Annotated in this window: 20 protein-coding genes and 1 pseudogene; 11 read left to right on the top strand and 10 right to left on the bottom strand. The window is 67.9% G+C overall.

Going from position 1 to position 23,082, the window contains the following annotated elements:
* The first annotated feature begins 149 nt into the window (after positions 1-149).
* Both IF78_RS0134700 and IF78_RS0134695 read left to right on the top strand, forming a co-directional pair.
* Positions 150-557 carry a CoA-binding protein gene (locus tag IF78_RS0134700; RefSeq protein WP_031486541.1) on the top strand — a complete coding sequence of 136 codons (408 nt, stop codon included), beginning with the start codon at positions 150-152 and terminating at the stop codon, positions 555-557.
* 83 nt (positions 558-640) lie between these two features.
* Entirely contained in the window at positions 641-1,864 is a 1,224-nt protein-coding gene (locus IF78_RS0134695) for a 4-hydroxybenzoate 3-monooxygenase (protein ID WP_031486540.1), read from the top strand.
* Positions 1,865-1,892: 28 nt separating this feature from the next.
* On the opposite strand, the gene IF78_RS0134690 is transcribed toward IF78_RS0134695, so the two are convergent.
* Positions 1,893-2,252: an ArsR/SmtB family transcription factor gene (locus IF78_RS0134690; protein ID WP_037641914.1), complete on the bottom strand. Its 360-nt coding sequence runs from the start codon at positions 2,250-2,252 to the stop codon at positions 1,893-1,895.
* 61 nt (positions 2,253-2,313) lie between these two features.
* Between IF78_RS0134690 and IF78_RS0134685 the strand changes: the two genes are divergently transcribed.
* Entirely contained in the window at positions 2,314-3,444 is a 1,131-nt protein-coding gene (locus IF78_RS0134685) for a cation diffusion facilitator family transporter (RefSeq protein ID WP_031486538.1), read from the top strand.
* 11 nt (positions 3,445-3,455) lie between these two features.
* On the opposite strand, the gene IF78_RS0134680 is transcribed toward IF78_RS0134685, so the two are convergent.
* Both IF78_RS0134680 and IF78_RS0134675 read right to left on the bottom strand, forming a co-directional pair.
* Positions 3,456-4,013, bottom strand: coding sequence for a YbaK/EbsC family protein (locus IF78_RS0134680; RefSeq protein WP_031486537.1), 558 nt, complete (start codon positions 4,011-4,013; stop codon positions 3,456-3,458).
* A 43-nt stretch (positions 4,014-4,056) separates the two neighbouring features.
* The gene (locus tag IF78_RS0134675; RefSeq protein WP_031486536.1) at positions 4,057-4,629 is read right to left on the bottom strand and encodes a helix-turn-helix domain-containing protein; all 573 of its coding nucleotides are present in this window, start codon (positions 4,627-4,629) and stop codon (positions 4,057-4,059) included.
* Between the two features lie 107 nt (positions 4,630-4,736).
* On the opposite strand from IF78_RS0134675, the gene IF78_RS0134670 reads away from it, so the two are divergent.
* Positions 4,737-5,594, top strand: a complete 858-nt coding sequence (locus IF78_RS0134670) for a DMT family transporter (protein WP_031486535.1) — start codon at positions 4,737-4,739, stop codon at positions 5,592-5,594.
* A gap of 24 nt (positions 5,595-5,618) precedes the next feature.
* On the opposite strand, the gene IF78_RS0134665 is transcribed toward IF78_RS0134670, so the two are convergent.
* Positions 5,619-6,416 (bottom strand): acyltransferase, encoded by a 798-nt coding sequence (locus tag IF78_RS0134665; RefSeq protein WP_031486534.1) that lies wholly within the window; start codon positions 6,414-6,416, stop codon positions 5,619-5,621.
* 109 nt (positions 6,417-6,525) lie between these two features.
* Here IF78_RS0134665 and IF78_RS0134660 point away from each other — a divergent pair, with 109 nt between their 5' ends.
* Positions 6,526-7,056, top strand: coding sequence for a gamma carbonic anhydrase family protein (locus IF78_RS0134660; protein ID WP_031486533.1), 531 nt, complete (start codon positions 6,526-6,528; stop codon positions 7,054-7,056).
* Positions 7,057-7,125: 69 nt separating this feature from the next.
* On the opposite strand, the gene IF78_RS0134655 is transcribed toward IF78_RS0134660, so the two are convergent.
* From IF78_RS0134655 to IF78_RS0134645, 3 genes are all read right to left on the bottom strand, one after another.
* The gene (locus tag IF78_RS0134655; RefSeq protein ID WP_031486532.1) at positions 7,126-7,770 is read right to left on the bottom strand and encodes a DedA family protein; all 645 of its coding nucleotides are present in this window, start codon (positions 7,768-7,770) and stop codon (positions 7,126-7,128) included.
* Between the two features lie 71 nt (positions 7,771-7,841).
* Complete coding sequence (locus IF78_RS0134650) at positions 7,842-9,386, bottom strand: carboxylesterase/lipase family protein (protein ID WP_051828381.1); 1,545 nt, start codon at positions 9,384-9,386, stop codon at positions 7,842-7,844.
* A gap of 164 nt (positions 9,387-9,550) precedes the next feature.
* On the bottom strand, positions 9,551-11,407 hold the full coding sequence (locus tag IF78_RS0134645) for a ricin-type beta-trefoil lectin domain protein (RefSeq protein ID WP_078662688.1): 1,857 nt from the start codon (positions 11,405-11,407) through the stop codon (positions 9,551-9,553).
* 361 nt (positions 11,408-11,768) lie between these two features.
* Here IF78_RS0134645 and IF78_RS44130 point away from each other — a divergent pair.
* A pseudogene (locus tag IF78_RS44130) lies at positions 11,769-12,122 on the top strand (sugar phosphate nucleotidyltransferase); the annotation flags it as partial.
* Between the two features lie 66 nt (positions 12,123-12,188).
* Here the strand turns inward: IF78_RS44130 and IF78_RS0134635 are convergent.
* On the bottom strand, positions 12,189-12,641 hold the full coding sequence (locus IF78_RS0134635) for a DUF4442 domain-containing protein (RefSeq protein WP_199921446.1): 453 nt from the start codon (positions 12,639-12,641) through the stop codon (positions 12,189-12,191).
* A 143-nt stretch (positions 12,642-12,784) separates the two neighbouring features.
* Here IF78_RS0134635 and IF78_RS0134630 point away from each other — a divergent pair, with 143 nt between their 5' ends.
* The 3 genes from IF78_RS0134630 (at position 12,785) to IF78_RS0134620 (ending at position 19,105) form a co-directional block, all read left to right on the top strand.
* Positions 12,785-13,915, top strand: coding sequence for an MFS transporter (locus IF78_RS0134630; RefSeq protein WP_234439926.1), 1,131 nt, complete (start codon positions 12,785-12,787; stop codon positions 13,913-13,915).
* Positions 13,916-14,396: 481 nt separating this feature from the next.
* The gene (locus tag IF78_RS48630) at positions 14,397-18,026 is read left to right on the top strand and encodes a tetratricopeptide repeat protein (RefSeq protein ID WP_158751564.1); all 3,630 of its coding nucleotides are present in this window, start codon (positions 14,397-14,399) and stop codon (positions 18,024-18,026) included.
* A 164-nt stretch (positions 18,027-18,190) separates the two neighbouring features.
* Complete coding sequence (locus IF78_RS0134620) at positions 18,191-19,105, top strand: phosphotransferase enzyme family protein (protein ID WP_031486525.1); 915 nt, start codon at positions 18,191-18,193, stop codon at positions 19,103-19,105.
* A 3-nt stretch (positions 19,106-19,108) separates the two neighbouring features.
* Here IF78_RS0134620 and IF78_RS0134615 read toward each other — a convergent pair whose 3' ends face one another.
* Positions 19,109-20,485, bottom strand: coding sequence for an NsdA family TPR-like regulatory protein (locus IF78_RS0134615; protein WP_031486524.1), 1,377 nt, complete (start codon positions 20,483-20,485; stop codon positions 19,109-19,111).
* A gap of 207 nt (positions 20,486-20,692) precedes the next feature.
* Here IF78_RS0134615 and IF78_RS0134610 point away from each other — a divergent pair, with 207 nt between their 5' ends.
* Together IF78_RS0134610 and IF78_RS0134605 are read left to right on the top strand one after the other, a co-directional pair.
* Positions 20,693-21,250, top strand: a complete 558-nt coding sequence (locus tag IF78_RS0134610; protein WP_031486523.1) for an ATP-binding protein — start codon at positions 20,693-20,695, stop codon at positions 21,248-21,250.
* 323 nt (positions 21,251-21,573) lie between these two features.
* The gene (locus IF78_RS0134605) at positions 21,574-21,870 is read left to right on the top strand and encodes a hypothetical protein (protein ID WP_037641923.1); all 297 of its coding nucleotides are present in this window, start codon (positions 21,574-21,576) and stop codon (positions 21,868-21,870) included.
* Positions 21,871-22,277: 407 nt separating this feature from the next.
* Here IF78_RS0134605 and IF78_RS0134600 read toward each other — a convergent pair whose 3' ends face one another.
* The gene (locus IF78_RS0134600) at positions 22,278-23,057 is read right to left on the bottom strand and encodes a GntR family transcriptional regulator (RefSeq protein WP_031486521.1); all 780 of its coding nucleotides are present in this window, start codon (positions 23,055-23,057) and stop codon (positions 22,278-22,280) included.
* Between the last annotated feature and the right edge of the window lie 25 nt (positions 23,058-23,082).

The raw sequence follows: 23,082 nt of genomic DNA, 5'->3' as shown, positions 1-23,082 counted from the left end.
CCCGACCAGCGGCGACAGGCCTGCTACCGCGCCCGGAGGCACGACAGCCGCCGGGCGCGGTACGTGCTGCGTCGCGGCAGGGAATCACCGCACTCGGCCCGCTGTTGCCCACGACGACAGCCCTCCCACCCATCCCAAGGAGGCCGAGCGTGTACGGCGACCCGGCGACAGTCCGCAAGATCCTCACCGAGCTCGGCGACACCTGGGCCGTCGTGGGCCTGTCCACGAACCAGCGGCGTGCGGCATACGGGGTCGCCGACGTCCTCCAGCGCTTCGGCAAGCGCATCGTGCCCGTGCATCCGAAGGCCGAGACGGTCCACGGGGAACAGGGATATCCCTCCCTGGAAGCGATCCCCTTCGAAGTCGACGTCGTCGACGTGTTCGTCAACAGCGACCTCGCCGGTGCCGTCGCCGACGAAGCCGCGGCCATCGGCGCCAAGGCCGTCTGGTTGCAGCTCGGCGTCATCGACGAGGCGGCGTACGACCGCACCCGCGCCGCCGGGCTCGAGATGGTCATGGACCGCTGCCCGGCGATCGAGATCCCGCGCCTGGGCTGACCGGGCGGCGATACGTCGCCGAAGCGCCGAGCCACCCACCCGGAGCCCTCCCCTCCCCACGTCGGCCGCCTCATAATGCTCGGGTGACTTCCACCTCCCCCCACACCAACTCCGGTGCCCCTCAACGCTTTCCGGTCGTCATCGTGGGCGCCGGACCGGCCGGCCTCACCATCGGCAGCATCCTGCGGGCGGCGTCCGTCGACTGCCTGGTCCTGGAGACCGAGACCCGCCGGTTCATCGAGCGGCGGCCACGGGCCGGGGTCATCGAGGAGTGGGCCGTACGCGGACTCCAGCGGCGGGGTCTCGCGGACACGCTGCTGGAGCGGGCGCAGCGGCACAGCGAGTGCGAGTTCCGGTTCGCCGGGGAGCGCTACCGGTTCGAGTACGGGCAACTGACGGGGCTTCACCACTGGGTCTACCCCCAGCAGTTGCTGGTGACGGACCTGGTGCGGGAGTACGCGGACGTGCGGGGCGGGGCCATCCGCTTCGGCGTTCAGGACGTGGAACTGCACGACCTCGGGACCGATTACCCCTCGGTGTCGTACACCGACCCGGAGACGGGCGGGCGCGAGGTCGTGCGCTGCGACTTCGTGGCCGGCTGTGACGGCGCGCGCGGGGTGTCGCGCACCGCCGTGCCGGCCGACCGTGCCCGCATCTCGCGCGGCGACTACGGCGTCGGCTGGCTGGCGCTGCTCGCCGAGGCGCCGCCGTCGGCCGACTGTGTCGTGTTCGGCATGCATCCGCGCGGGTTCGCCGGGCACATGCAGCGCAGCGCCGAGGTGACGCGCTACTACCTCCAGTGCCCGCCGGGCGACGATCCGGAGAACTGGTCGCACGACAGGGTCTGGACAGAACTGCAGCAGCGGCTCGGTGCGAACGGCGCGCCTGCCCTGACGGAGGGGCGGCTGATCGAGAAGCGCGTTCTCGACATGCACAGCTACGTGGTCGAACCCATGGTGTTCGGCCGCCTCTTCCTGGCCGGCGACGCCGCCCACCTGACCGCCCCGATCGCCGCGAAGGGCATGAACCTCGCCCTGCACGACGCGTTCCTGCTCGGCGACGCGCTCATCGCGTACCTCACGAAGGGTGACGGAACCGGCCTGGACGGCTACTCGGCGGCCTGCCTGCGCCGGGTGTGGGACTACCAGGAGTTCTCCCACTGGCTCTCCGAGGTCTACCACGGCCCGTCCTCGGGCGACCCCTATCGCGCGGGCACCACCCTCGCGCGACTGCGCCGCCTCCTCGGCTCCCCGACGGCGGCGATGGCGTTCGCGGAGCAGTACCTGGGTAAGAACACCGGCTGCTGAGACCCCGCCGTACGGCGGTGCTCCACCATCAGTCGTGCAGCGGCCGGTCGCTCAGCCGGTGGTCCGCCACGCTCAGCGCCTCGTCGACGAGGCGGCGCAGATGGCCGTCGCGCAGGGAGTAGACCACCCGGCGGCCCTCCTTGCGCGTGTCCACCAGGCCGGCGAGACGCAGCCTGGCCAGATGCTGGCTGACGGCGGGCCGGGCCGCGCCGCAGGCCTCGGTGAGCGTCGTGACGTCGGCCTCCCCCGCCGTCAGGGCGTGCAGCAGCGTGAGGCGGGTGCGGTCGCCGAGCAGGGCCAGGAGTTCGGCGGCGAGCGCGAACTGTTCCTCGCCCGGAGTGCGCGGGTGCGCATCGTGCGCAGGTGATAGGTGCATGCGTGCGCTCATACGCACATAATGGCCGGGTGGGCGGCTTCGCGTCCATACCCGCGCACCGGAAGGGGAAGCCGTGAGCGACCGGCACGAGCACGACCACCACCACGGACGCGAGCCCCACCCTGGACACGGGCACGCACATGAGCACGGGGGCGAGCACGGGCACCGTCACGACCAGCCCCACCGGCCCCACCGGCACGACCACTCCCACTCCACCGCAGGCCCCCGCCACCGCCTCACCCACCTCCTGCGCCCCCACTCCCACGAAACCGCCGACAAGCTCGACTCCGCCCTTGAGTCCTCAGCCCGCGGCATGCGCGCCCTGTGGGTCTCGCTCGCCGTGCTCGGCGTGACGGCGCTGGTTCAGGCGGTCGTGGTGGTCCTCTCGGGTTCGGTGGCACTGCTCGGGGACACCGTGCACAACACAGCGGACGCGCTGACCGCCGTACCGCTCGGAATCGCCTTCGTGCTCGGCCGGCGCGCGGCGAACCGCCGCTTCACCTACGGCTACGGGCGGGCGGAGGATCTCGCGGGCATCGCCATCGTGCTGACGATCGCCGCGTCCGCGGCCTTCGCGGCATGGACGGCCGTCGACCGCCTCCTCGACCCCCGCCCGATGGAGCACATCCCTGCCGTGGCCGTGGCGGCGCTCGTCGGGTTCGCGGGGAACGAATGGGTGGCCCGGTACCGGATCCGGGTGGGCCGCGCGATCGGCTCGGCCGCGCTGGTCGCGGACGGGCTGCACGCCCGTACCGACGGATTCACGTCACTGGCCGTCCTGTTGAGCGCGGGCGGTGCCGCACTGGGCTGGCAACTCGCGGACCCGCTCGTAGGGTTGGCGATCACCGCCGCGATCACGCTGGTGCTGCGGGACGCGGCGCGCGAGGTGTTCCGGCGGGTGATGGACGCCGTGGACCCGGCCCTGGTGGACCGGGCCGAGCGGGCGCTTCGGGAGGTCACGGGCGTGCGTGAGGTGGGCGAGCTGCGGCTGCGCTGGATCGGGCACCGGCTGCGCGCCGAGGTGGCGGTCGTCGTTGACGGCGAGGTGACGGTACGTCAGGCGCACGCCGTCGCCGTCGACGCCGAGCACGCCCTGCTGCACGCCGTACCCCGGCTCACCGCGGCCCTGGTCCACGCCGACCCGGCACCGCTGCCGGGCGAGGCGGATCCGCATCTGGCCCTGGCCCACCACGCCAAGGCCTGAGCGCGCCCCGCTCAGGCGACGCCGAGCCCTTCCAGTACGACCGCCCCCGGCAGCTCCGCGAACGCCTTCCCCGGCACCAGCAGCTTGCCCCGCCGGCGCCCGCTTCCGACCAGGACGTACGGCAGGTCGACGACGGCCGAGTCCACCAGCACCGGCCAGTCGCCGGGCAGTCCGATCGGGGTGATGCCGCCGTACTCCATGCCGGTCTCGCCGGTCGCCATGTCCATGGACGCGAACGACGCCTTGCGGGCGCCGAGTTGGCGGCGTACGACGCCGTTCACGTCGACCCGGGTGGTGGACAGCACGACGCACGCTGCCAGCGTGGTCTCGCCGCCGCGCTTGCCGGCGACGACCACGCAGTTCGCGGACTGCTCCAGCAGTTCCCGCCCGTAGTGCTCGACGAAGACGGCGGTGTCGGCCCACTGCGGATCGGTCTCGACGTAGACGATCTGGTCGGCGGGGACGCTGCCGTGCCAGTGGCGTACGGCGTCGGCGACCGGGCGGGTCAGTTCGTCGAGGCAGGCGGGGGCGGGGGTGGCGTTGTCGAAGTGTCCGATGGGTGCGTCCATGAGCGCACGCTAATAGCCCCGTCGACGCCGTCGGAGTGAGGTCTCAGCGGGCCGGCGGGACCGAGACGGCCAGCATCCACTCCGTGGGGACGTCACCCTGATTGCCGTATGTGTGCGGGGCGTCGGCCTCGAAGGTGGCGCTCGCGCCGGCCGGGACGAGGTAGTCCGTGCCGTCGACGGTGAGGGTCAGTTCGCCCGCCGTGACGTGGACGATCTCGACGGTGCCGACGGGGTGCGGGTCCGAGGTGCTGCTCTCACCCGGCATCACCCGCCAGTGCCACATCTCCAGCGGGCCGGGCGCCTCGGTGCCGGCGAGGAGCCGGCTGTGACTGCCCGCGTCGGTGTGCCACAGCCGCACGACCTGGTCGGCCGGGACGACCCGCACCTTCGGCCCCTGCTCGTAGTCGAGGAGGGTGGTGATGCTGACCCCGAGCGCGTCACCGATCTTGATCACCGTGCCGAGGCTGGGGTTGGTGCGTGCCTGCTCGATCTGGATGAGCATGCCGCGGCTGACGCCTGCCCGGGCGGCGAGCACGTCCAGCGTGAAGCCGCGCACCGCGCGCCAATGCTTGACGTTGCGCGCCAGGGACTGGGTCAGCAGTTCAAGGTCCGACACATTCCGTCCAAGTTCCGGAGTTCACTATTCTGGATGACAGGGTCCAATACGCTGCACTACGGTGGGGTGCACCCGATCGTGCACCGAACTGTACTGCGAGGCCAACCGTGACAGCACTCTTCGCCCTGGCCACCAGCCTGCTGTGGGGGCTGGCCGACTTCGGCGGCGGACTGCTGACCCGGCGCACCCCCGCGCTCACGGTGGTCGTCGTCTCGCAGGCGATCGCCGCGACCGTGCTCGGCGTGATCGTGGTCGCCACGGGCGGCTGGAGTGAGGCAGGCTCCCAGCTGTGGTTCGCGGTCGCCGCCGGCGTGGTGGGCCCGGTCGCCCTGCTCTGCTTCTACAAGGCGCTCGCGCTCGGCCCGATGGGCGTGGTGTCCCCGCTGGGCACGGTGGGTGTCGCGGTCCCGGTCGGTGTGGGCCTGTTCCTCGGCGAGCGCCCCGGACTGGTGCAGATCGCGGGGATCGCCGTCGCCGTGCTCGGTGTCGCACTCGCGGGCGGACCGCAGTTGCGGGGCGCGCCCGTACAGCGGCGGGCCATCCTGCTCACGCTGATCGCGGCCTTCGGTTTCGGCACGGTGTTCGCGCTGATCGCGGAGGCGTCGACCACCATCACGGGCCTGTTCCTCGCGCTCTTCGTCCAGCGCGTGGTCAACGTGGCGGCCGGCGGCCTCGCGTTGTACGTGTCGGTGCGGCGGGGCGCGGCCGCCCTCCCGGACGGCGGCATCCCTTGGCGCTCGCTCCCCACGTTCGCCTTCGTCGGCCTCGCCGACGTGGCGGCGAACGGCACGTATGTGGTCGCCGCGCAGCATGGCCCGGTCACCGTGGCCGCCGTACTGGCCTCGCTCTACCCGGTGGTGACCGCGCTGGCCGCGCGCGGATTCCTGCGGGAGCGGTTGCTGGCGGTGCAGGCGGCGGGTGCGGGGCTCGCGCTGATGGGCACGGTGCTGCTGGCGGCCGGCTGACTCAGGGTTCCGGAGCCGACCGGCTCACGCCTCCGCGGCCGGCTCGGCGAGTTCGGCGGCCGCCTTCTCGTCCAGCTCCGCCAGCTTCGCCGCCGTCTCCTCGTCCAGCTCGGACAGCGCCTGGAGCTGCTCGGGGGTGATCCCGTCCGGTATCGGCACCGGCGCCGGGGTCCGCAGCGGCGGCTGCCAGCCCTCACCGGGCGTCCAGCGCCGTACGACACGGGCGGGCGCCCCCGCCACGACGGCGTGGTCGGGCACCGTGCCCCGCACCACCGCACCGGCCGCGACCACGACGTTCCGCCCGATCCGCGCGCCCGGCAGGATCACGGCACCGGTACCGATCCAGCACCCGGGGCCGATCTCGACCGGCTCCATGCGGGGCCACTGCTTGCCGATGGGCTCGTGCGGATCGTCGTACGAGTGGTTGGTGGACGTGACGTAGACGTACGGCCCGAAGTAGCAGTCGCTGCCGATGGTGACCGTCGTGTCGGCGATGACATGGCTGCCGCGGCCCAGCACGACGCCGTCCCCGATGCGCAGGATCGGCTCAGGGCCCAGGTCGAGGTCGGGCATCAGACCGGCGGTCAGCGTGACCTGTTCGCCGACGATGCAGTGGGAGCCGAGGTGGATCCAGGGTTCGCCGAAGACGGTGCCGAGCGGGAAGGCGAGGCGGGTGGCCTCGCCGATCGAGCCGAAGCGGAGGCGGCCGGGGTTCTCGGCGGTCACCGAACCCGCGCGCTGCGCCCAGGCCCAGGCCGCGTGGACGGCGCGCTGCGTGAGGCTGCGCCGCCAGGACGAGAACGTGTTCTTATGCTTCGGCACGGGGTCACCGTACTGAGCGTTCGGTGTCCTTATGAGGTCGAGGGGCTGTGATCTTCGCCCTACCGGGTGGCGTAACGTGCCGATGTACCGCAGACGACGGGAGACGGTGATGACGCACCAGGCGCTGATCAAAGGCATCGGCGGCAGAGAGCCGAAGATCGACGGAGAGGCTTTCGTAGCGCCCACGGCCTCGGTGATCGGGGATGTGACGCTGGAGGCGGGCGCGAGCATCTGGTACGGCGCGGTGGCGCGCGGTGATGTGGAGCGGATCTCCGTCGGGGCTCATTCCAATATCCAGGACAACTGCACGTTGCATGCGGATCCTGGTTTCCCCGTCAGCATCGGCGCACGAGTGTCGGTCGGTCACAACGCCGTGGTGCATGGCGCGACCGTTGAGGACGACTGTCTGATCGGGATGGGGGCGACCGTGTTGAACGGCGCGGTGATCGGGGCGGGGTCCTTGGTCGCCGCGCAGGCGTTGGTGCCGCAGGGGATGCGGGTGCCGCCCGGGTCGCTTGTCGCGGGGGTGCCGGCGAAGGTGAAGCGGGAGCTTACGGAAGAGGAGCGGCAGGGCGTCACGCTCAACGGCACCATGTACGCGGAGTTGGCGAAGGCGCACCGGGAAGAGCACGGGGGCTAGAGGTTGTACGCGGTCTGCGGGCTCGTTGTGGTTGATCGCGCAGTTCCCCGCGCCCAAGAAGGCGGCGTTTCAGTCCCCGGCGCCAACCGGTTCTGGTTCCGGCTGTGCCGGCTGCGCCTTCTTCGCCTTGCGCTTGATGATCAGCATCGACGTCAGGCCGATCAGGACCGCCGCCACCAGGCCCAGCCACGAGAAGCGCTTCAGCCAGGACTCGGCGACCACGCCCACGTAGTAGATGACCGCCGTGGTGCCGCCCGCCCAGAGGATGCCGCCGAAGACGTTGGCGATGAGGAACTTCCAGTACGGCATCCGCAGGACGCCCGCGAGGGGGCCGGCGAAGATGCGCAGGAGTGCGACGAAGCGGCCGAAGAAGACGGCCCACATGCCCCACTTCTGGAAGGAGCGCTCGGCGGTGGCGATGTGGCCCTCGCTGAAGTGCTTGGGGAATTTCGTGCCCAGCCAGGTCAGGAGTGGGCGGCCGCCCTTGCGGCCGATGGCGTAGCCGATGGAGTCGCCGATGATCGCGCCCGCGGTCGCGCAGGCGCCGAGCACGAAGGGGTCGATCTCACCGTGCTGGGAGGCGAGCAGCGCCGAGGAGACCAGGATGATCTCGCCGGGCAGCGGGATGCCCAGGCTCTCCAGGCCGATGACCACGCCGACCAGCAGATAGATGGCGAGCGGGGGCACCGTTTCGAGCCATTCCTGGACGTGCAACGCCGCTTCCTCTCGGTTCCTGGACCTTGTGTTCCCGGCGCACGCTCGGCTTGAGCGCGCGCCGGGGCAGCCTACCTGCTCTGTGTGACGCTCTCGGTGTCCCACAGGTTGCATTTGTGCTCACGGTGCACGGTGGTGCTCAGTGCGTTCCCGCCGGCGGACGGGGTGCGGAGCGCGAGGACGGTACCGGGGCGGGTGGGCATCCCCGGCTGGCCCGCCGCGCGCGGCACGCCGTCCCGGACGAACGAGCCCCAGTACTGGACCATCTGCCGAGCCAGCCTCCGCTGCTCGGCGTTGAGCGGTGACGGAAGGCCGAAGTGCTCGAAGAGGTATTGCACCTCGTTGACGTGGGTCGCGCCGAAGTCGAAGTCCGTTCCGAGGTCGCGCAGGGAGGCGAAGGGCGGGGAGGTGCGGTCGGCGAACTCGTACGCGTAGACCTTGCCGCGTCCGGCGAGCGTGCCGTCGAGGCGGAGGGCCGGGCAGGCGAACAGCTGGTCGCCCTGGGCCGTGGCGTACGCGATGGTCGGGGAGGGGTACGACGACAGGGGGTAGCGCGCGAGCGCCTCGTCGCCGTAGTCCGTCCGCATCACCGTCGGGTACTGCTCGGCGGTGAGCGGGGTGCCGCTCAGGTCGAAGCGGGCGAAGGCGAAGAGGCGGCCCTCGTCCTGGTTGGCGCCGTTCATGACGGGTACGCCGGCCGCGGCTCCCCGCGCGAACGCCTCCTTCGGCTGCCGAGGCAGGAAGGTGCCGCCGGTCACCGGCGCCCAGTCGAATCCGCTCTGCGCGGCCAGGATGTCGGCGGGCGGCTTGGCGCGCAGACAGGCCAGGTCGGCACACCCGAGCTTCCGCGCGAAGGCGGCGCCCTGGGTCACGGCGGTCTCGTGCGTACGCGCACCGCAGTCGCCGTACGCCCCGCTCTGGATGATCCCGGCCCGGAACAGCCCCTTCGCCGTCGGCGAGGCCAGCTGGGTGCAGACCGAGCGGCCGCCCGCCGACTCGCCCGCGATGGTCACGCGGCCGGGGTCGCCGCCGAAGCGGCCGATGTTGGCGCGCACCCAGCGCAGCGCTGCCTGCTGGTCGAGCATGCCGAAGTTGCCGGAGACCCCGTCGCGGGCCTCGCCGTCCAGGCCGGCCGTGGCGAGGAAGCCCATCGCCCCGAGGCGGTAGTTGACGGTCACGACGACCGTGCCGGTCTGGCGGGCGAAGGTGTCGGGGACGACGTCCTGACCGGCCCCGGCGGTGAGCCCTCCGCCGTGGAAACAGACCAGGACCGCCCGGCGGGCGGCGCCCTTGGGGACATACACATTGAGGTCGAGGCAGTCCTCGGTGTGGCTCGGCCGCTCGTATCCGGGGTCCCAACCGGCCGTCTGTACGCACTTGTTGCCGAAGTCCCGTGCCGTACGCACGCCTTGCCAGGGCCGGGCCGGCCGCGGTTCCCGCCAGCGGAGTTCTCCGACGGGCGGCTCGGCGTAGGGGATGCCGAGGAACTGCCGTCCCTCGGCGGTGGTCTCACCCCGGACCCAGCCCGCGTCCGTGCGGACGACAGGTGGGTCGGCGGCCTGCGCGGGCACGGGAGCGACAAGCGCGGCCGCGAGGGCCAACAGTGCGACGGACATACGACGTATCACCGGTCCACCTCCACGTTCGTGAGCATGGGACTGCAGTGGCGCGGCGGGAAAACTAGGAACGTCAGTGACTCGTGTCAATGACATGGACGAGAAACGACCGAATGACGTCAGGGGCCGAAGGAGGGGTCACCCCCGTGCGGGGTGACCCCTGACTAGCGGAGGGCGGAGTCGAGCGTCCGCGTGGCCGCGCCGACGACCTTGGAGACGGTGGCCGGTACTTCAGCCGGGAGGGTCACGACGGCGTCGACAGGAGTGGCGGGCTCGGGTTCGTCGCCGGAGCCGTCCTGGACGTATCGCGTCTCGTACCGCGGCTCCGGCTCGTCCGCCGGCCGGTTCGGCTCGTCCTTCGGAGAGTCGGCCTCGGGCGGCTCGGGGGCGGCGGCATCCGGCGACTCGTGCCCGGGCGCGGGCGCCGGGTCCGCGGGCTTGCCGCCCTCCCCTTTCACCTCCGCCTTCCGCTCCGGTTCCGGCACCCCATCGGCCGCCGGCCCGCCGTCGAGCACCCAGCGCTGCGCCTCGGATCCGTCGCGCTCGACGAGCACCACGCTCTCGTCCTCACCGGAAGCGACCGCCAGCCCCCCGGAGCGGCGTGGCAGCAGTTCCCCGTGGACGGTGAGGTCGTAGCGCACCTCGCCGGCGTGCGCGAGGCAGTTGGCCAGGACGACCCTGCCGTTGTCGGCATCGGAGTCCAGGCAGAGCGTGGGGTCGGCCGCGCTGCGCAGCAGGCCGCTGTCCTGGTACGACCACTGCTGGGACGCCGCGGACGAGCATTCCGCCAGCTCGGCGCGGGCACCGGTGCGGATCTCGCCCTCGTGGAGGTCCAGGCACAGGCCGCGGTCGACGTTGCGGAGCCTGCCCTGGGCGATCTCGACGGGGTCCTCGGCCGAGGCGGCCGACGGTGAACCGCCTGTCGAGGGCCGGGAGTTCGCACCCGGGTTGACGGACTGGCCGCTGGGCGCGCCCCACGTCGCCTGCGCGGCGGGGACACCGTTCTCCTCGGACCAGCCCTTGGCGGTGAGTAACGTGACAAGCAGGACGAGGGAGGTCAGACCGACGCCCACCGCAAGGGCCCGCGTGCGTCCGCGCGGCACGGCGAGCTGGGCCGGGCGGTGCCGCCCGCCGCGTCGGGGACGGCCGGTCGACGCCGATCCGATGCCGCCGCGGCCGGGCCGGGAGTCGAGATAGCGCCGGGCGCCCCAGCCGAGCACGGTTTCGGCGAGCAGCACTTCGAGTCCGCCCTCGAAATGGCTGAGCTGCTCGGCGGCGTGACGGCAGTAACGGCATTCCATCAGATGCTGTTGCACATCGGGCAACAAGGCTCCGCCCCGGCGAATGGGGACGTCGAGGAGGCGGTTGTAGTAACGGCATTCCCGGGTGGGCGCGAGTTCGCGGTGGGCGCGGACACAGCCTTGCCGGAATTGCTCACGCACTTCCTCCATCGCGGCGGACGCTGTTCCCGCGTCCACCCCCAGCAGACCGGCGGGTATGGTTATCGGTTCCGCCTCGACCTCGGTGTGCCAGAGGAGGCATTGCGAAGCCCCCGGGAGAGCCCGGAATGCGTGCTCGGCGATATGGCGCCTTTCGGGCGTGACGGACCGCGCGGCGCGCAGCCCGCGCCCTCCGGTGGGTTTGCCGAGTTCCGGCAGCAGGGCGGAAATGGCGCCGTCCGCCGCCCACTCCTTCACCAGGTCCCGTACGGCGGCGAGCAGTTGGGGACGCAGCGCGCCGTCGGCCGGGTGACCGAGCACGCGGTGGAACGCCGCGGCGGCCACCATGGAGGCCGAACTCTCGGTGGACACGAGGCAGATGGCCGCGTAGTCGTAGGCGGCACGCCAGTGCCGCGCCATGAGCAGAGCGACGGCGTGACCGTCCGCACCGGTACGGCCCAGGTTCGCGAGGAGATCGCGGTCGGACCCTCCGGGGCTCACCCCGGGCCGTGGCGGGTACGGCGGGCGTGGGGGGTAAGGGGATTGCACTGAACCATTTCCTTCCCAGCCGCAGGACGCCATGGGGAATGGGCGTCCGTCGGAAAGCAGGTGCGTGATTGGTGCGTACCTAGGCCGCGTCGGCTGTGGACCGGCTATCGGGCCGCTCACTTTCGCACAAGCAACGGACAGGAAACAAGAAGTTCGAGTGACCGATGTTCAAAAGGCAGAGAATTCAGAAGAGTTACCGGCGGTATCCGCACCGGCATTCGAAATCACCGCCGGACCGGGTGCCAAGTTGTGTGCAGGCAAAGAACATTGGTCCACGGAATCTTCAATTCCGCATGCCGCACAGCAAGCTCCGAGCTTTCTCTCGGCGTGCGGTGCGGGCCATCGAGGACCACCGCGACCCCGCCCGGCTCGCCGACATCCATCACCTCCGCACACGGGCCTGGTCGAGAAGCCGTCACGCGAGAACGTGCCGAGCCACCACGCGGTCATCGGCCGCTACGTCCTCGACCCGGCCGTCTTCGGCGTCCTGGAGCGCACCCCGCCCGGGCGCGGCGGCGAGATCCAGCTGACCGACGCCCTGCAGGACATGGCGTCGGGCGGGACGGTCCACGGAGTCGTCTTCGACGGGTTGCGCTACGACACCGGCGACAAGGCGGACCACCTGCGCACGGTGGTACGGCCGGCGTGCGACCGGCAGGACCTGGGACCGGAGTTCGTCGCCTGACTGAAGGAGTTCATGGCGGGGCTGGAGGACGGCGGGGCGGAGCGGAAGCGGCTCGCGGCCTGAGAGGACGGACCCGGACACGAAACAGGGGCCCCGGTCGGGGCCCCTGCCTGCCGCCGTTCGACGGGCTCAGCTGTTCGGCCGCAGGGTCCAGACGACGGTCATCTCGCCGGTGACGGCCCCGTCCGCGCGCCTGATCTCGATGGCCACCGGGAACTCCGGCCGCTCCCCCGCGTCCAGCTCCGCGACGACCTCGGCGGCCGGGCGGCCCAGGGTCGCGGTGGCGGTGACGGCGCCCATGGCGAGCTTCTTGTAGGCGATCTCGGCCCGCACCGCGAGCGGCACGGCGCGCGCGAGCTGCTCACCGAACGCGGCCAGCACGATGGCCCCGCTGGCGGACTCCCCGAGCGTGAACATCGCACCGGCGTGCGGCCCGCCCACGTGGTTGTGGTAGTCGCCCTGGTCCGGCAGAGCCACCACGGCCTTCTCCGGCGTGGTCTCCAGGAACTCCAGGTTCAGGGTCCGGGCCATGGGCACGGTGGCGGCGAGCATCTCGCCGATCGACATCTGGTCTGCGCTCATGACCGCAAGGTTACCCGTGAGTAGGGTCGACTGAACAGGTCGATGTGACGAGCGTCGTACCGGCTGGGGGTCGAAGTGGTGCATACAGCCCGTGACCTGCAATTCGGTTGGCAATTGTGCGGTCGGGCGGGGATAGTCGGCCGGTGACCTCCGCCGCCGACGCCCGCCGCCGCTCCCGCCGCCCCGTCTGGGCGGGCCGCAACTACTCCCTGCTGACCGCCGCGGCGTTCGTCACGAACCTCGGCAGTCACGGCGCGCTGATCGCCGCCGCGTTCGCGGTGCTGGAGGCGGGCGGCGACGGCGGCGACGTGGGTCTGGTGGCCGCGTCCCGCACCCTGCCCCTGGTGCTCTTCCTGCTGATCGGCGGTGCCGTCGCGGACCGGCTGCCCCGGCACCGGGTGATGGTCGCGGCCAACGCCCTCAACTGTCTCTCGCAGGCCGCCTTCGCCGTGCTGGTCCTGTCCGGGGAGGCTCAGCTGTGGCAGATGATGCTGCTGACCGCCCTCGGCGGCACCGGCCAGGCCTTCTTCAGCCCGGCGGCCGAGGGCATGCTGCTGTCGTCGGTCCAGGGTGAGGAGGCGAGCCGGGCGTTCGCCGTCTTCCGGATGGCGATGCAGGGGGCGGCGGTGGGCGGCGCCGCGCTGGGCGGTGCCATGGTGGCCGCGATCGGGCCCGGCTGGGTGCTGGCGGCGGACGCGGCGGCCTTCGCGGTCGCCGGGGCCATGCGGGCGTTCCTCGACGTCAGTCACGTTCCCGATCGCACTCCGGGCGGCGGCATGCTCGCCGACCTGCGGGAGGGCTGGCGGGAGTTCGCCGGGCGGCCGTGGCTGTGGGGCATCGTCGTCCAGTTCTCCATCGCCAACGCGGTCGTCGCCGCCGCCGACGCGGTCTACGGCCCGCTCGTCGCCCGGGATCACCTCGGCGGGGCGGGCCCATGGGGCCTCGCTCTGGGATTCTTCGGAGCCGGCACGGTCGTCGGCGCCCTTCTCATGACCCGCTGGAAGCCCCGCCGCCTGCTCCTCGCCAGCACGCTGTGCGTCTTCCCGCTCGCACTGCCCTCCGCCGCGCTGGCCGTGCCGGTCCCGGTCACGGTCCTGTGCGCGGTGATGTTCGTGACCGGCGTGACGCTGGAGGTGTTCGGCGTCTCCTGGATGACCGCGCAACACCTCGATGAAAGTAACCTCTTGCCCCGCGCCCTCAGCTTTCATCGTCCTCGTGGGCTTGGCCACGGTTGTCCCTCATCCGTACCCCGCTGCCTAAGCGGGACCGCATGACGTGGATCAAGCAGTCATTCCTGATGTGAGAGCTGGCCGTTGACCGAGCGTGACCGGCGACTTAAGGGTGGGCCAGTTTGGCCTCACTGGAGAGCCAGAGTTGGAGCAACCGGTAGGGCGGACTCCGGCTGCATGCCCCAGTCACAGCGATGCGTCCTCGGCAGGAACGGTTGCTTGATCCATGTCAAGCCGCGCTCACACCCTTTAACTCGTCTCATGTCTCGGGACTACAGGCAAGGTCTTTACCGAAGCCATCCCTGAGATCCCCCTGCGGGGCACACTCTTGTTCCATCTCAGCGGCATCACCAGGAGCACCTGGCAGCAGCGACAGCCTGACTCGTCGTGGGCTCATGATCCACATTGGCGCAGATTGACCATGCCTGTGCCCGACCGCGGCATGCACGGTGCAAACGTCGTCGGGTCCTGCAAGAATGAAAGTAGGTGGTAGGAAGACGAGATTCCCGCACATATGGGGGCATACGTGGTGGTGCAACGACCTTCACGACAGGAGTTGATCCGCCGACAGAGGCGAAGCGGATTCGTCGGCCGACATGGTGAATTGTCGATATTCAGGGACGTCTTGAGGCAACCACCGGAAGAGACGACGCAGTTCCTGTTCCATGTGAGAGGCCCCGGGGGAGTTGGAAAATCCACGCTGCTGCGGCAGATGGAAGGTGCAGCTCGTGAAGCCCAAGCCATTACTGCCTATGTGGACGAGTCGGTGACTGGCGCCCTTGAGGTGATGGAATCCATCAGCGGGCAGTTGGCTCAGCAAGGCATGACCTTGAAAAACTTCGACAAGCGGCTTAGCACCTACCGACAGCGTCGCCATGAAGCCGATGCCACTGCTGCCGTGGCAGTACAGCCAGGAGGTGGAACATCAGATTCACCAAGTCAAGGAGCGACGGGACCGAACCCGTCCCCTTCCAGTGTCGTCGCCTCACAGTTGGGGCTTGTAGGGCTGGGCATGATACCTGGAGTGGGAGCATTTGTTGGCGCAGTCGACCCACAACAAGTAGCGGCGGGAGCAAGTCATCTCAAGACGATACTTAGCAGCCGCTTCAGTAACCATGACGATGTCAAGCTAGTCCTCTCCCCGCTACAAGAACTCACCCCCATTTTTCTTGAAGATCTGACTGAAATAGCACAGCGCCGAACATGGCTCGTTCTCTATTTCGATACTTTCGAGCGCACGGGCCCGCTCCTCAATTCTTGGCTGCGTGACCTCTTACTCAGCGATAAGTATGGAGAGCTCCCTGCAAACGTACTTGTTGTCTTGGCCGGCCAATCGGGACTGAATGATGGATGTTGGGGTGATTTTCGCGATCTGATCACCGATGTGCCGCTCGACGTATTTACCGAGGCGGAAGCTCGGCTCCTGCTGACGGCCAAGGGTATTACACACGAACCCGTCATCGAGGTAATACTTCAACTCTCCCAACGCCTCCCAGTCCTCGTTTCCACTCTGGCAGAAAGTCGCCCAACAAGCGTTGCGGAAGTTGGGGATCCTAGTGACACAGCGGTTGAACGCTTTTTGAAGTGGGAAACAGATCCGGCACGCCGAGCTGTCGCCTTGGCCTGCGCCCTGGCTCAAGAGCTAGACGAGGACGTCTATCGTGCGGCAGTAGACGACGAGGCCGCAGAACTCTTCGGCTGGCTGAAGTCGATGCCTTTCGTGAATTATCGTGCCGGCCGTTGTCGGTATCACGACGTTGTACGCGCAGCAATGCTGAGCCTGCAACGGCGTCAGTCCCCCTCACGCTGGCACGAACAGCAAACTCGCTTGGCTGAATCATTCAACCAACGAAGAGTTCAATTGGAGCAAAATCATCCCGCCCAAAGTAAAGATTGGTGGGAGGACGAGATATGGCGAAACTTCCGAATGCAGGAGACCTATCATCGCCTTTGCGCCGACTCCCGTACTGCATTCCCAGAAGCCTTGAGGTTGCTAGTCGATGCATATAGATATGATATCAACACGGCGCGCAGATGGGTGCAAACCATAGTGCAAGCTGGGCAAGATTCCGCAGTCCCCACGGTTAGCAACTGGGGACATCAGTTTCTGGATGCTCTTGAGGGAGAGCCTCCCACCCGAACCCATTCTCTTTCTCTCCTCCTCGTACGCACCGACCTTGACAACGAGACTCGGTCCATAGTTCACACCCTCCGCGGGCGATACCTCAAGAAATCAAAAAATTACGACCAGGCCCTGACTGAGTATTCAACAGCTCTGACGCTCAACCCGACTGCACATGCTGCCTACTGTGGGCGCGGACAAGTACACCACCTCATGGGCCGGTTGGATGACGCTGTTAGCGACTATAGTCAAGCAATCGAGCTCGACCCCGCCAGCACGCTAAGTATCTACAGTCGAGGATTCGCATATCTGGCTAAGCGGCAGGTCGATGATGCTCTCGCCGACTACGATCGCGTTATTGAGCTCGATCCAGTTAATTTTCCAGCACACAACGGCCGAGGCATGGCATACCACACGATGGGGCGATTCGATGATGCGCTCATTGAATATGACCGCGCCATCGAGCTTCGCTCAGAGGATGCTTGGACGTATTCCTGTCGCGCTGACACCTATAATTCGCTACAAAAGAGCGATAAAGCACTCGCCGATTACACCCGTGCCATCGAAATTGACTCCAACAGCATAGATGCGCTTGTGGGCCGCGGAATGATCTATACAACCATGGAGCAATTCGACGACGCCCTTTCCGACTTCAATCGCGCCGTCGATGTAAGTCCAGATCATGCGTGGGCCTACACGTGTCGCGGGCTGGCGTACGGAGCTCTCGGTCAGGCCGACGAAGCACTAGCGGACTACAATCGCGCAGTCGAACTTGATCCTAATAACGCAAGTTCCATAACCAGCCGCGGTCTCGCGTACCAACTCGAGCGTCGTTTCGATGATGCACTGGCCGACTACGACCGAGCTATCGAGCTTGCTCCGGATAATTCCTGGGCTCACGCAAACCGCGGCTTGATTTATCATTCTATGAAAAGATTCAACGAGGCTCTCACTGACTTCAGTCGCGCAGTCGATCTAAGTCCCGAAGATACGTGGGCTTATGCTAATCGCGGCGACACACTTCATTCCATGGAGCGGTACGATGAGGCACTGGCAGACTATAGCCGTGCCATTGAGCTAGAATCCAACAATGCGAGACTTTTCGTCCGTCGCGGGGTAACCTACTTCAACAAGAACTTGCCCGTCGATGCTATTGCTGACTATGATCGGGCGATTGAAATAGATCCGGAAAATGCGCATGCCCTGACTTGTCGCGGATTGACCTACGGTGCTGAGGGGCGGCATGATGACGCCCTCGCGGACCATAATCGTGCCATCGAACTCGACCCCAACAGTGCATGGGCCCTCACCAGCCGGGCCAGCGCTCTTGATTCGATCGGGCGGCATGATGACGCCCTCGCGGACCATAATCGTGCCATCGAACTCGACCCCAACAGTGCATGGGCCCTCTCCAGCCGGGCCAGCACCTACCGTTCTACAGGCCGGTATGAGGATGCACTCGCCGACTATAATCGCGCGGTCGCAATCGAGCCTGAAGGAGCAAGTAATCTAACCGGCCGAGGGCTTACCTATCGACTAATAGGGCGCTATGACGATGCCCTCGCGGATTTCAATCGCGCAATCGACCTCGATTCAAATCGCAGCTGGTCTCACACCAATCGCGGACTAGTCTACAGGCTGATCGGAAGGTATGACGAGTCTCTCGCGGACCTTGACCGTGCCGTCGAACTTGAACCGCGAAGCGGGTGGGCTCACTACGAAAGATCGGTCGTACTCCATGCATTACTGCATAAGGATAGGAAAAAGCAGATTATCCGCGCAATGAGAATCCTTTCATCCGACGCGGGCACCCCCTCCACGAAGGGGAATATGTTCCTTTCTGCTATCCTCATGATGCGCTGGCAAAAAGCAGAGGAGAGCTACTCCGATTTCATCGCTTCCAATCCTGCGCTAGGGCAAATGAAAGAGCTCCTTATGGCCATTGATAGCCTGGCGGTGGCGGTTCCGGCCAGGGGGGTACGCCTACGCAGTTTCCGCCAGAAGCTGGAGAATTCCCTTTCACTAGCAGGCTAGGAGCGCCTCATTAGGTGATGTGAAGCGCAGAGCGTGCACCGAGGAACTCTGGCCGATCCCTGCGAAAGCTAGGTACGGTCGGGGTCATGTCTGGCGCACGTCGGGTTGGTCACCCATGGGCGTGCGCTGATTGATCGCGCACGACTAGGGGAGCTGGTACGGGCATGGCGGTTGACGCTGCTCGAACGCAAGAGGGGTTCACGTCGGCGAGGGCAGCTCGGATCATGGCTGCTGCGTGCCGGGCTGCGGGGCTCGATGACAGAGACGCAGAGCTGATCCGTCTCGGAGAGAACGCACTGTTTCGGTTGGCCTCGGTACCGGTGATCGCGCGCGTGGCGCGAGGGGAAGAATGGCTGCCCAAAGCGCGCGTAGAAGTGGCCGTGTCGCGGTGGCTGGAGGAGGAAGGGTTTCCAGCTGCTCGCATCCTTGAGGACCTGGAGCAGCCTTTCTTGATTGATGGCCACCCGGTGACGTTCTGGCATCTGATCGTCGAGGGGGACCGCAAGGCGACATACGGGGAGCTAGGGCGCGTCCTGCGAGACCTGCACGCCCTGACCGCGCCAGAAGGTCTCGTGCTCCCGTCGTTCGCCCCCTTCGACAAGCAACAGCTGCGGCTGGACCGGGCAATGATTCCGGATGATGACAAGGTCTTCCTACGGAAGCGGTGGCGGGAACTGCAGGACAAGTATGCGGAGTTGAAGTTCGAGACGCCCAAGGGGCCGGTCCACGGGGATGCCCACGTGCAGAACCTCATGGTGAACGATCAGGGACGCGTCATCTTGATCGATTTCGAAGCCTTCTGCTACGACCACCCTGAGTGGGATCTCATGGTCACGGCCGTTGAGCACCATAGCCTTGGGTGGCAGACCGGCGAACAGTACGCCGACTTCGTGGCCGCGTACGGACGTGACCTGTACGACTGGCCCGGGTACGAGACGTTGCGGGGCATCCAAGAGTTCGGCATGACGACCTGGCTCATGCAGAACGTGCAGGAGGACGAGGAGACCGCGGCCGAGTACCGCCGGCGCATCGCCGGTCTGCGCAACGACGATGCGCCCCGGGACTGGCGGCCCTGGTAGCCGCTACTCACCGTCTTCGTCGAGGCGAGTGAGCGCGTCGTGCACCTTCTCGTTGAAGGCAGCGACAGTGGGATTCGCAAGGTGCACGCTGACTTCCCTCTGGAAGTCGGTCACGTAGCGCTGGAAGCGATTGGACTGCAGAGAGTCGCCGCCGTCGACTGCGAGGCTCGCGGTAGTGACGGCGGCTTCCAACTCGCCGTTGAGCAGCTGACTCTGGGCGAGAACCATGCGGCAGAAACCGAGGGTGCGGGCGTACTTCGGGTCGGTGCTGTCGACGGCTCGTTGGGCCTGTGCGACGGCTTCGCGGCGCATCTTGAGGTCGCGGAAGCAGTGGCAGAGTTCGCCCATGAGTTCCGCTTCGTCGAAGTAGCCGAGCCACGCGGGGTCTTCGCCTGTCGCAGCGCGCTCGAAGTGACGCTCTGCCTCCTTCATCGCTCGTGCCGCCGCAATACCGTCGCCGGCGTTGGACAGAGCGCGGGCCTCCATGGCCGAGTAGTTCGACAACGCGCGCGGGGTCGCTCGGCCCTTGGCGCCCTCGACGGCGGCGCGGGCCAATTGGATGGCTTGGGCGTGGTTGCCGAGGTAGTTGGCCTGGTGGCTGAGATTGCCCAGGATGCGAGCGCCGAACATGCGGTCATCGATGACCTGGGACAAGCGCAGAGTAGATGTCAGGTAGCGGTGGGCAAGCCGGTGGTTGCCGACGTCGTAGGCCGTCCATGCGAGCAGCTGGGAGATCTCGGCGGAGGCGCTGAATAGCGCCGTGCCGACCTTCTCGCTGTAGCTCGTGTCGAGCAGGGGCAGCACTTCGTGCCGGAAGTAGTGGCGTAGGGCTTTGTGACCGTGCCCTCCGCCGTACTTGAAGTCGAGCTGCATGAACATTCCGGCGGCGTCCCTGATCGCGCGGACGTCGCGCATGCCGACTCGTTGGTGAGATGGCCTGTCGGCCTGAATGCCATCGGGGCGCGCGATCATCCACGAGAGAACGGCGGAGTTGATGTCGCCGTCCGCGACCACCAGTTGATCCGACACGGCTGTGTCGGCACGCTCCTGGGTGACTCCGTCGAGCATGGACAAGAGATCGGGAACGGTGCTCGGGTAGCCGATCGGCTCGGGTGCGGTCGACTTGGTGTGGTCGAAGAAGCCGAGATCACCTGGCGTGATGCGACGTCCGAGCTTCGCTGAGAGCACATCTGCCATGAGCGCCGCCGTCTGCGGCCGGATGCCCGCACCTTCGCGCCACCGCTTCACAGCGACGTGCGTTGTTCCCAGGTCCATGCCGCGCTGGGCGGCCTGGTCCGTCATGCGTTTCGCAAGGCCCTTGTTCGAGACCTTGGCCTCGTCCATGACAGCGATTAAATGCGCGTTTGGCTCTCGGCTCATGCTCCCCTGCCAACCCGAGAATGACGGCGAGTGTTCATCGTGTCACAGCAGTCTCGCGGTAGAGGGTTCATTCGTGAACCCCCTTTGCCTTTGCCGGTGTTCACGTGAACCCCCTAGTGAACGCTCCCGCCTGAGTCTCCTGCGCCGTTCACTGGTCGACACAGATCGGCGGGCTATCGGGCTCGCCAGCGCTCGGGAGGGAACGCGGTGGAAGCGCAGCAGAGCAAAGGCCCAGCGAACGCCTCGACGACGGGCGCTCCGCGCCGCTCGGTGCACGACCCGGACAACGGTCACTTCCGGGCGTTGACGCTCTATGCGGAGGACCGGGACTGCGTGAAGGCTGCGCGGGACATGGTCAGCTCCTACCTCCAGACCTGGGGGTTGGCGTACGCCATCGATGACGCGCGGCTCATCGTCTCGGAACTCGTCGGCAACGTCGTCCACCACGCGGTCCCGGATGACTGCCTGGCGATGCCTGGTGCCGGGAGGCGAATCGACGTCTGGCTCATGAACTGGCCCGGGCTGCTGGGAATCGGCGTCCTGGACGAGGACTCGACTCCGCCCGACCTTCCGGCGGGTGAGTTCATCTCGCCGGCCCTGGCCGGTGACTTTGTCGAGGCGCTGTTGCCGGACCGGGGGCGAGGGCTGCGGATCGTTCAGCGCCTGGCCGATGCGGTCTGGTGGTCGCCAGGGCTCAAGGGCAGCGGCAAATCGGTGTGGGCTCGTCTGGACCTCGATCGACTCTGGGCTGAGAACTCGGCCTGACAAACGCCGGGTCTCCGCTCCGGTCTGCTCCCCCGCGATCGGGAGCGGGCGGCGACCCGGTCACCGGCCGGAGTCCGACCACTCCGGCCGAAGGGGCGCGGCCTCTCCGACATCCGGAGTCTCCCCTCCCGAGTGAGGGGCCGCGCTTCATAACCCAATACCGAGACCGGGCCACCCCATCAGCCCTGGAAAGCGAAGGGTGGCCCGGCTGGGAACACGGCGGTTCCCGGTGCCTGATGGTACCGGGGCCGTCGTGCTGCATTTCGGCTCTGGTCACAGGAAGTTGATGATCCGTTACCTAGATCAGGGCAGAGGTGGGCAAGGTGACTGGCTCGGGTGAGGGTTGGCTGAGCGACGGTCTGGACGTGCCGGGCGTGGACTCCGGTCTCTGGGTGTCCGGTGTCGACTACATCGCGGGTTGGCGTGAGGCGCGAGAGGCGGCCGATCGTTTGAACCGGGCGTTCCTGGGCGTGGGCTTCGAGTTGTCCGCCGTACGGGCCGTCGCCTCGACGAACGAGGACGGTTGCGGGGTCGTGCGGCTGACGGGCTGGCCGGACGCCGTGGATCGACTTGCCCGGCTCCTGGAGTCGCGGGCGGACGGCGACGGTGGTGCAGCGTGATGCGCCTTTTCGCTGGTGAGTGGTGCACGTGGGCACGTCGCCGGCTGGAGAGACTTTGGGCTGGAGCTGCCATGGGGCGAGTGAACAGGGGGCCTTACGCTCGCCAGCGGATCGGGCAGTCCTTGGACCTGCCCGCAATAGCCCGATCGGCCCCCTGTTCTTCGAGGCTCGCCCCATGGTGGCTGCCTAAAGTCTCGGAGGCCGTCGACCCCCAGCCCCGTGGGCCCCGGCTTGCGACGGCCTGTCGACGCCTCGACTTCTCGGGCCTGCTGCGGTCGGGGGCGTCTGGCGACCGGACGGGATCGGCGGCCACGCCGCACGCCCGGCCGGGGCGGCCGGGCGCCCCGGCGCGCCGCAGGCGCGCCCTTGAGGATGTGAAGGCTGTTTCGACCGATCGCCGTTGGCACTCAGGCGCGGGCGCGTCGCGCGGGCTGCTTGTCGGCGGTGATCCGGTAGGCGAGTTCGGCACGGTCCGCGCCGAAGCGAAGCTCTTCGAGGAACAGCGGGCGGTCGTCGGTGTCGTGCGTGACGCGGGCGACGTGCAGGATCGGGGTCGCGTCCGGGAGCTGGAGAGTGGCGCGCTCGTCGGGCAGGGGCATGCGGGCGCGCACGGTCTCGGTCCACGTCAGCTTGTGGCCGTCCTCGGTGAGCCATCGGTAGATCGCTGCTGGGCGCTTGCAGGGCTCCTCCGCAAGCATCAGGATGCCGTCCGCGACCTCGAAGGGGATCAGCGTGCGGTGCATCGCGCGCGTGCCGGTGCCCGGGTCGGTGAGCAATCGGTCGCACCCGAACAAGGCTTCCTCCTCACCGAGTTGGAGGAGTCGGCCGGTGTCCTTCGTGGTGTGGGTGCGGTAGGTGCTCGGCTCCTCGGCCTCCTGCCAGATGTCGCCGTTGGGCATCACGAACTTGCCCTCGGAGGTGCGGCTGATGCGGCGCTCGATCGTGAGGACGGGCTGTCCGCTGGAGCGTACGAAGCTGCCCTTGCCGTGACGGACGTCGATGAGCCCTTCCGCGCGCAGGGCGGCGATGGCGTTGCGGACAGTCGGCCGGGAGACGCCGTAACGGGCCATGAGCTGTGCTTCGGACGGCAACAGGGAGTCGGGCTCGAACTCGCCAGACAGAATCGCTTCGCGGATCGCGGCGGCCACCTGCTGGTAGAGGGCTCCGGGGCGCTGGATCTCTGACATCTCGGCATCTCCGGGTGAGGTCGTA

Source organism: Streptomyces bicolor (assembly GCF_000719285.1).
Lineage (GTDB): Bacteria > Actinomycetota > Actinomycetes > Streptomycetales > Streptomycetaceae > Streptomyces > Streptomyces bicolor.
Note: the sequence above shows the minus strand (reverse complement) of the source record. Positions and strands in the feature narration are given on the sequence as shown.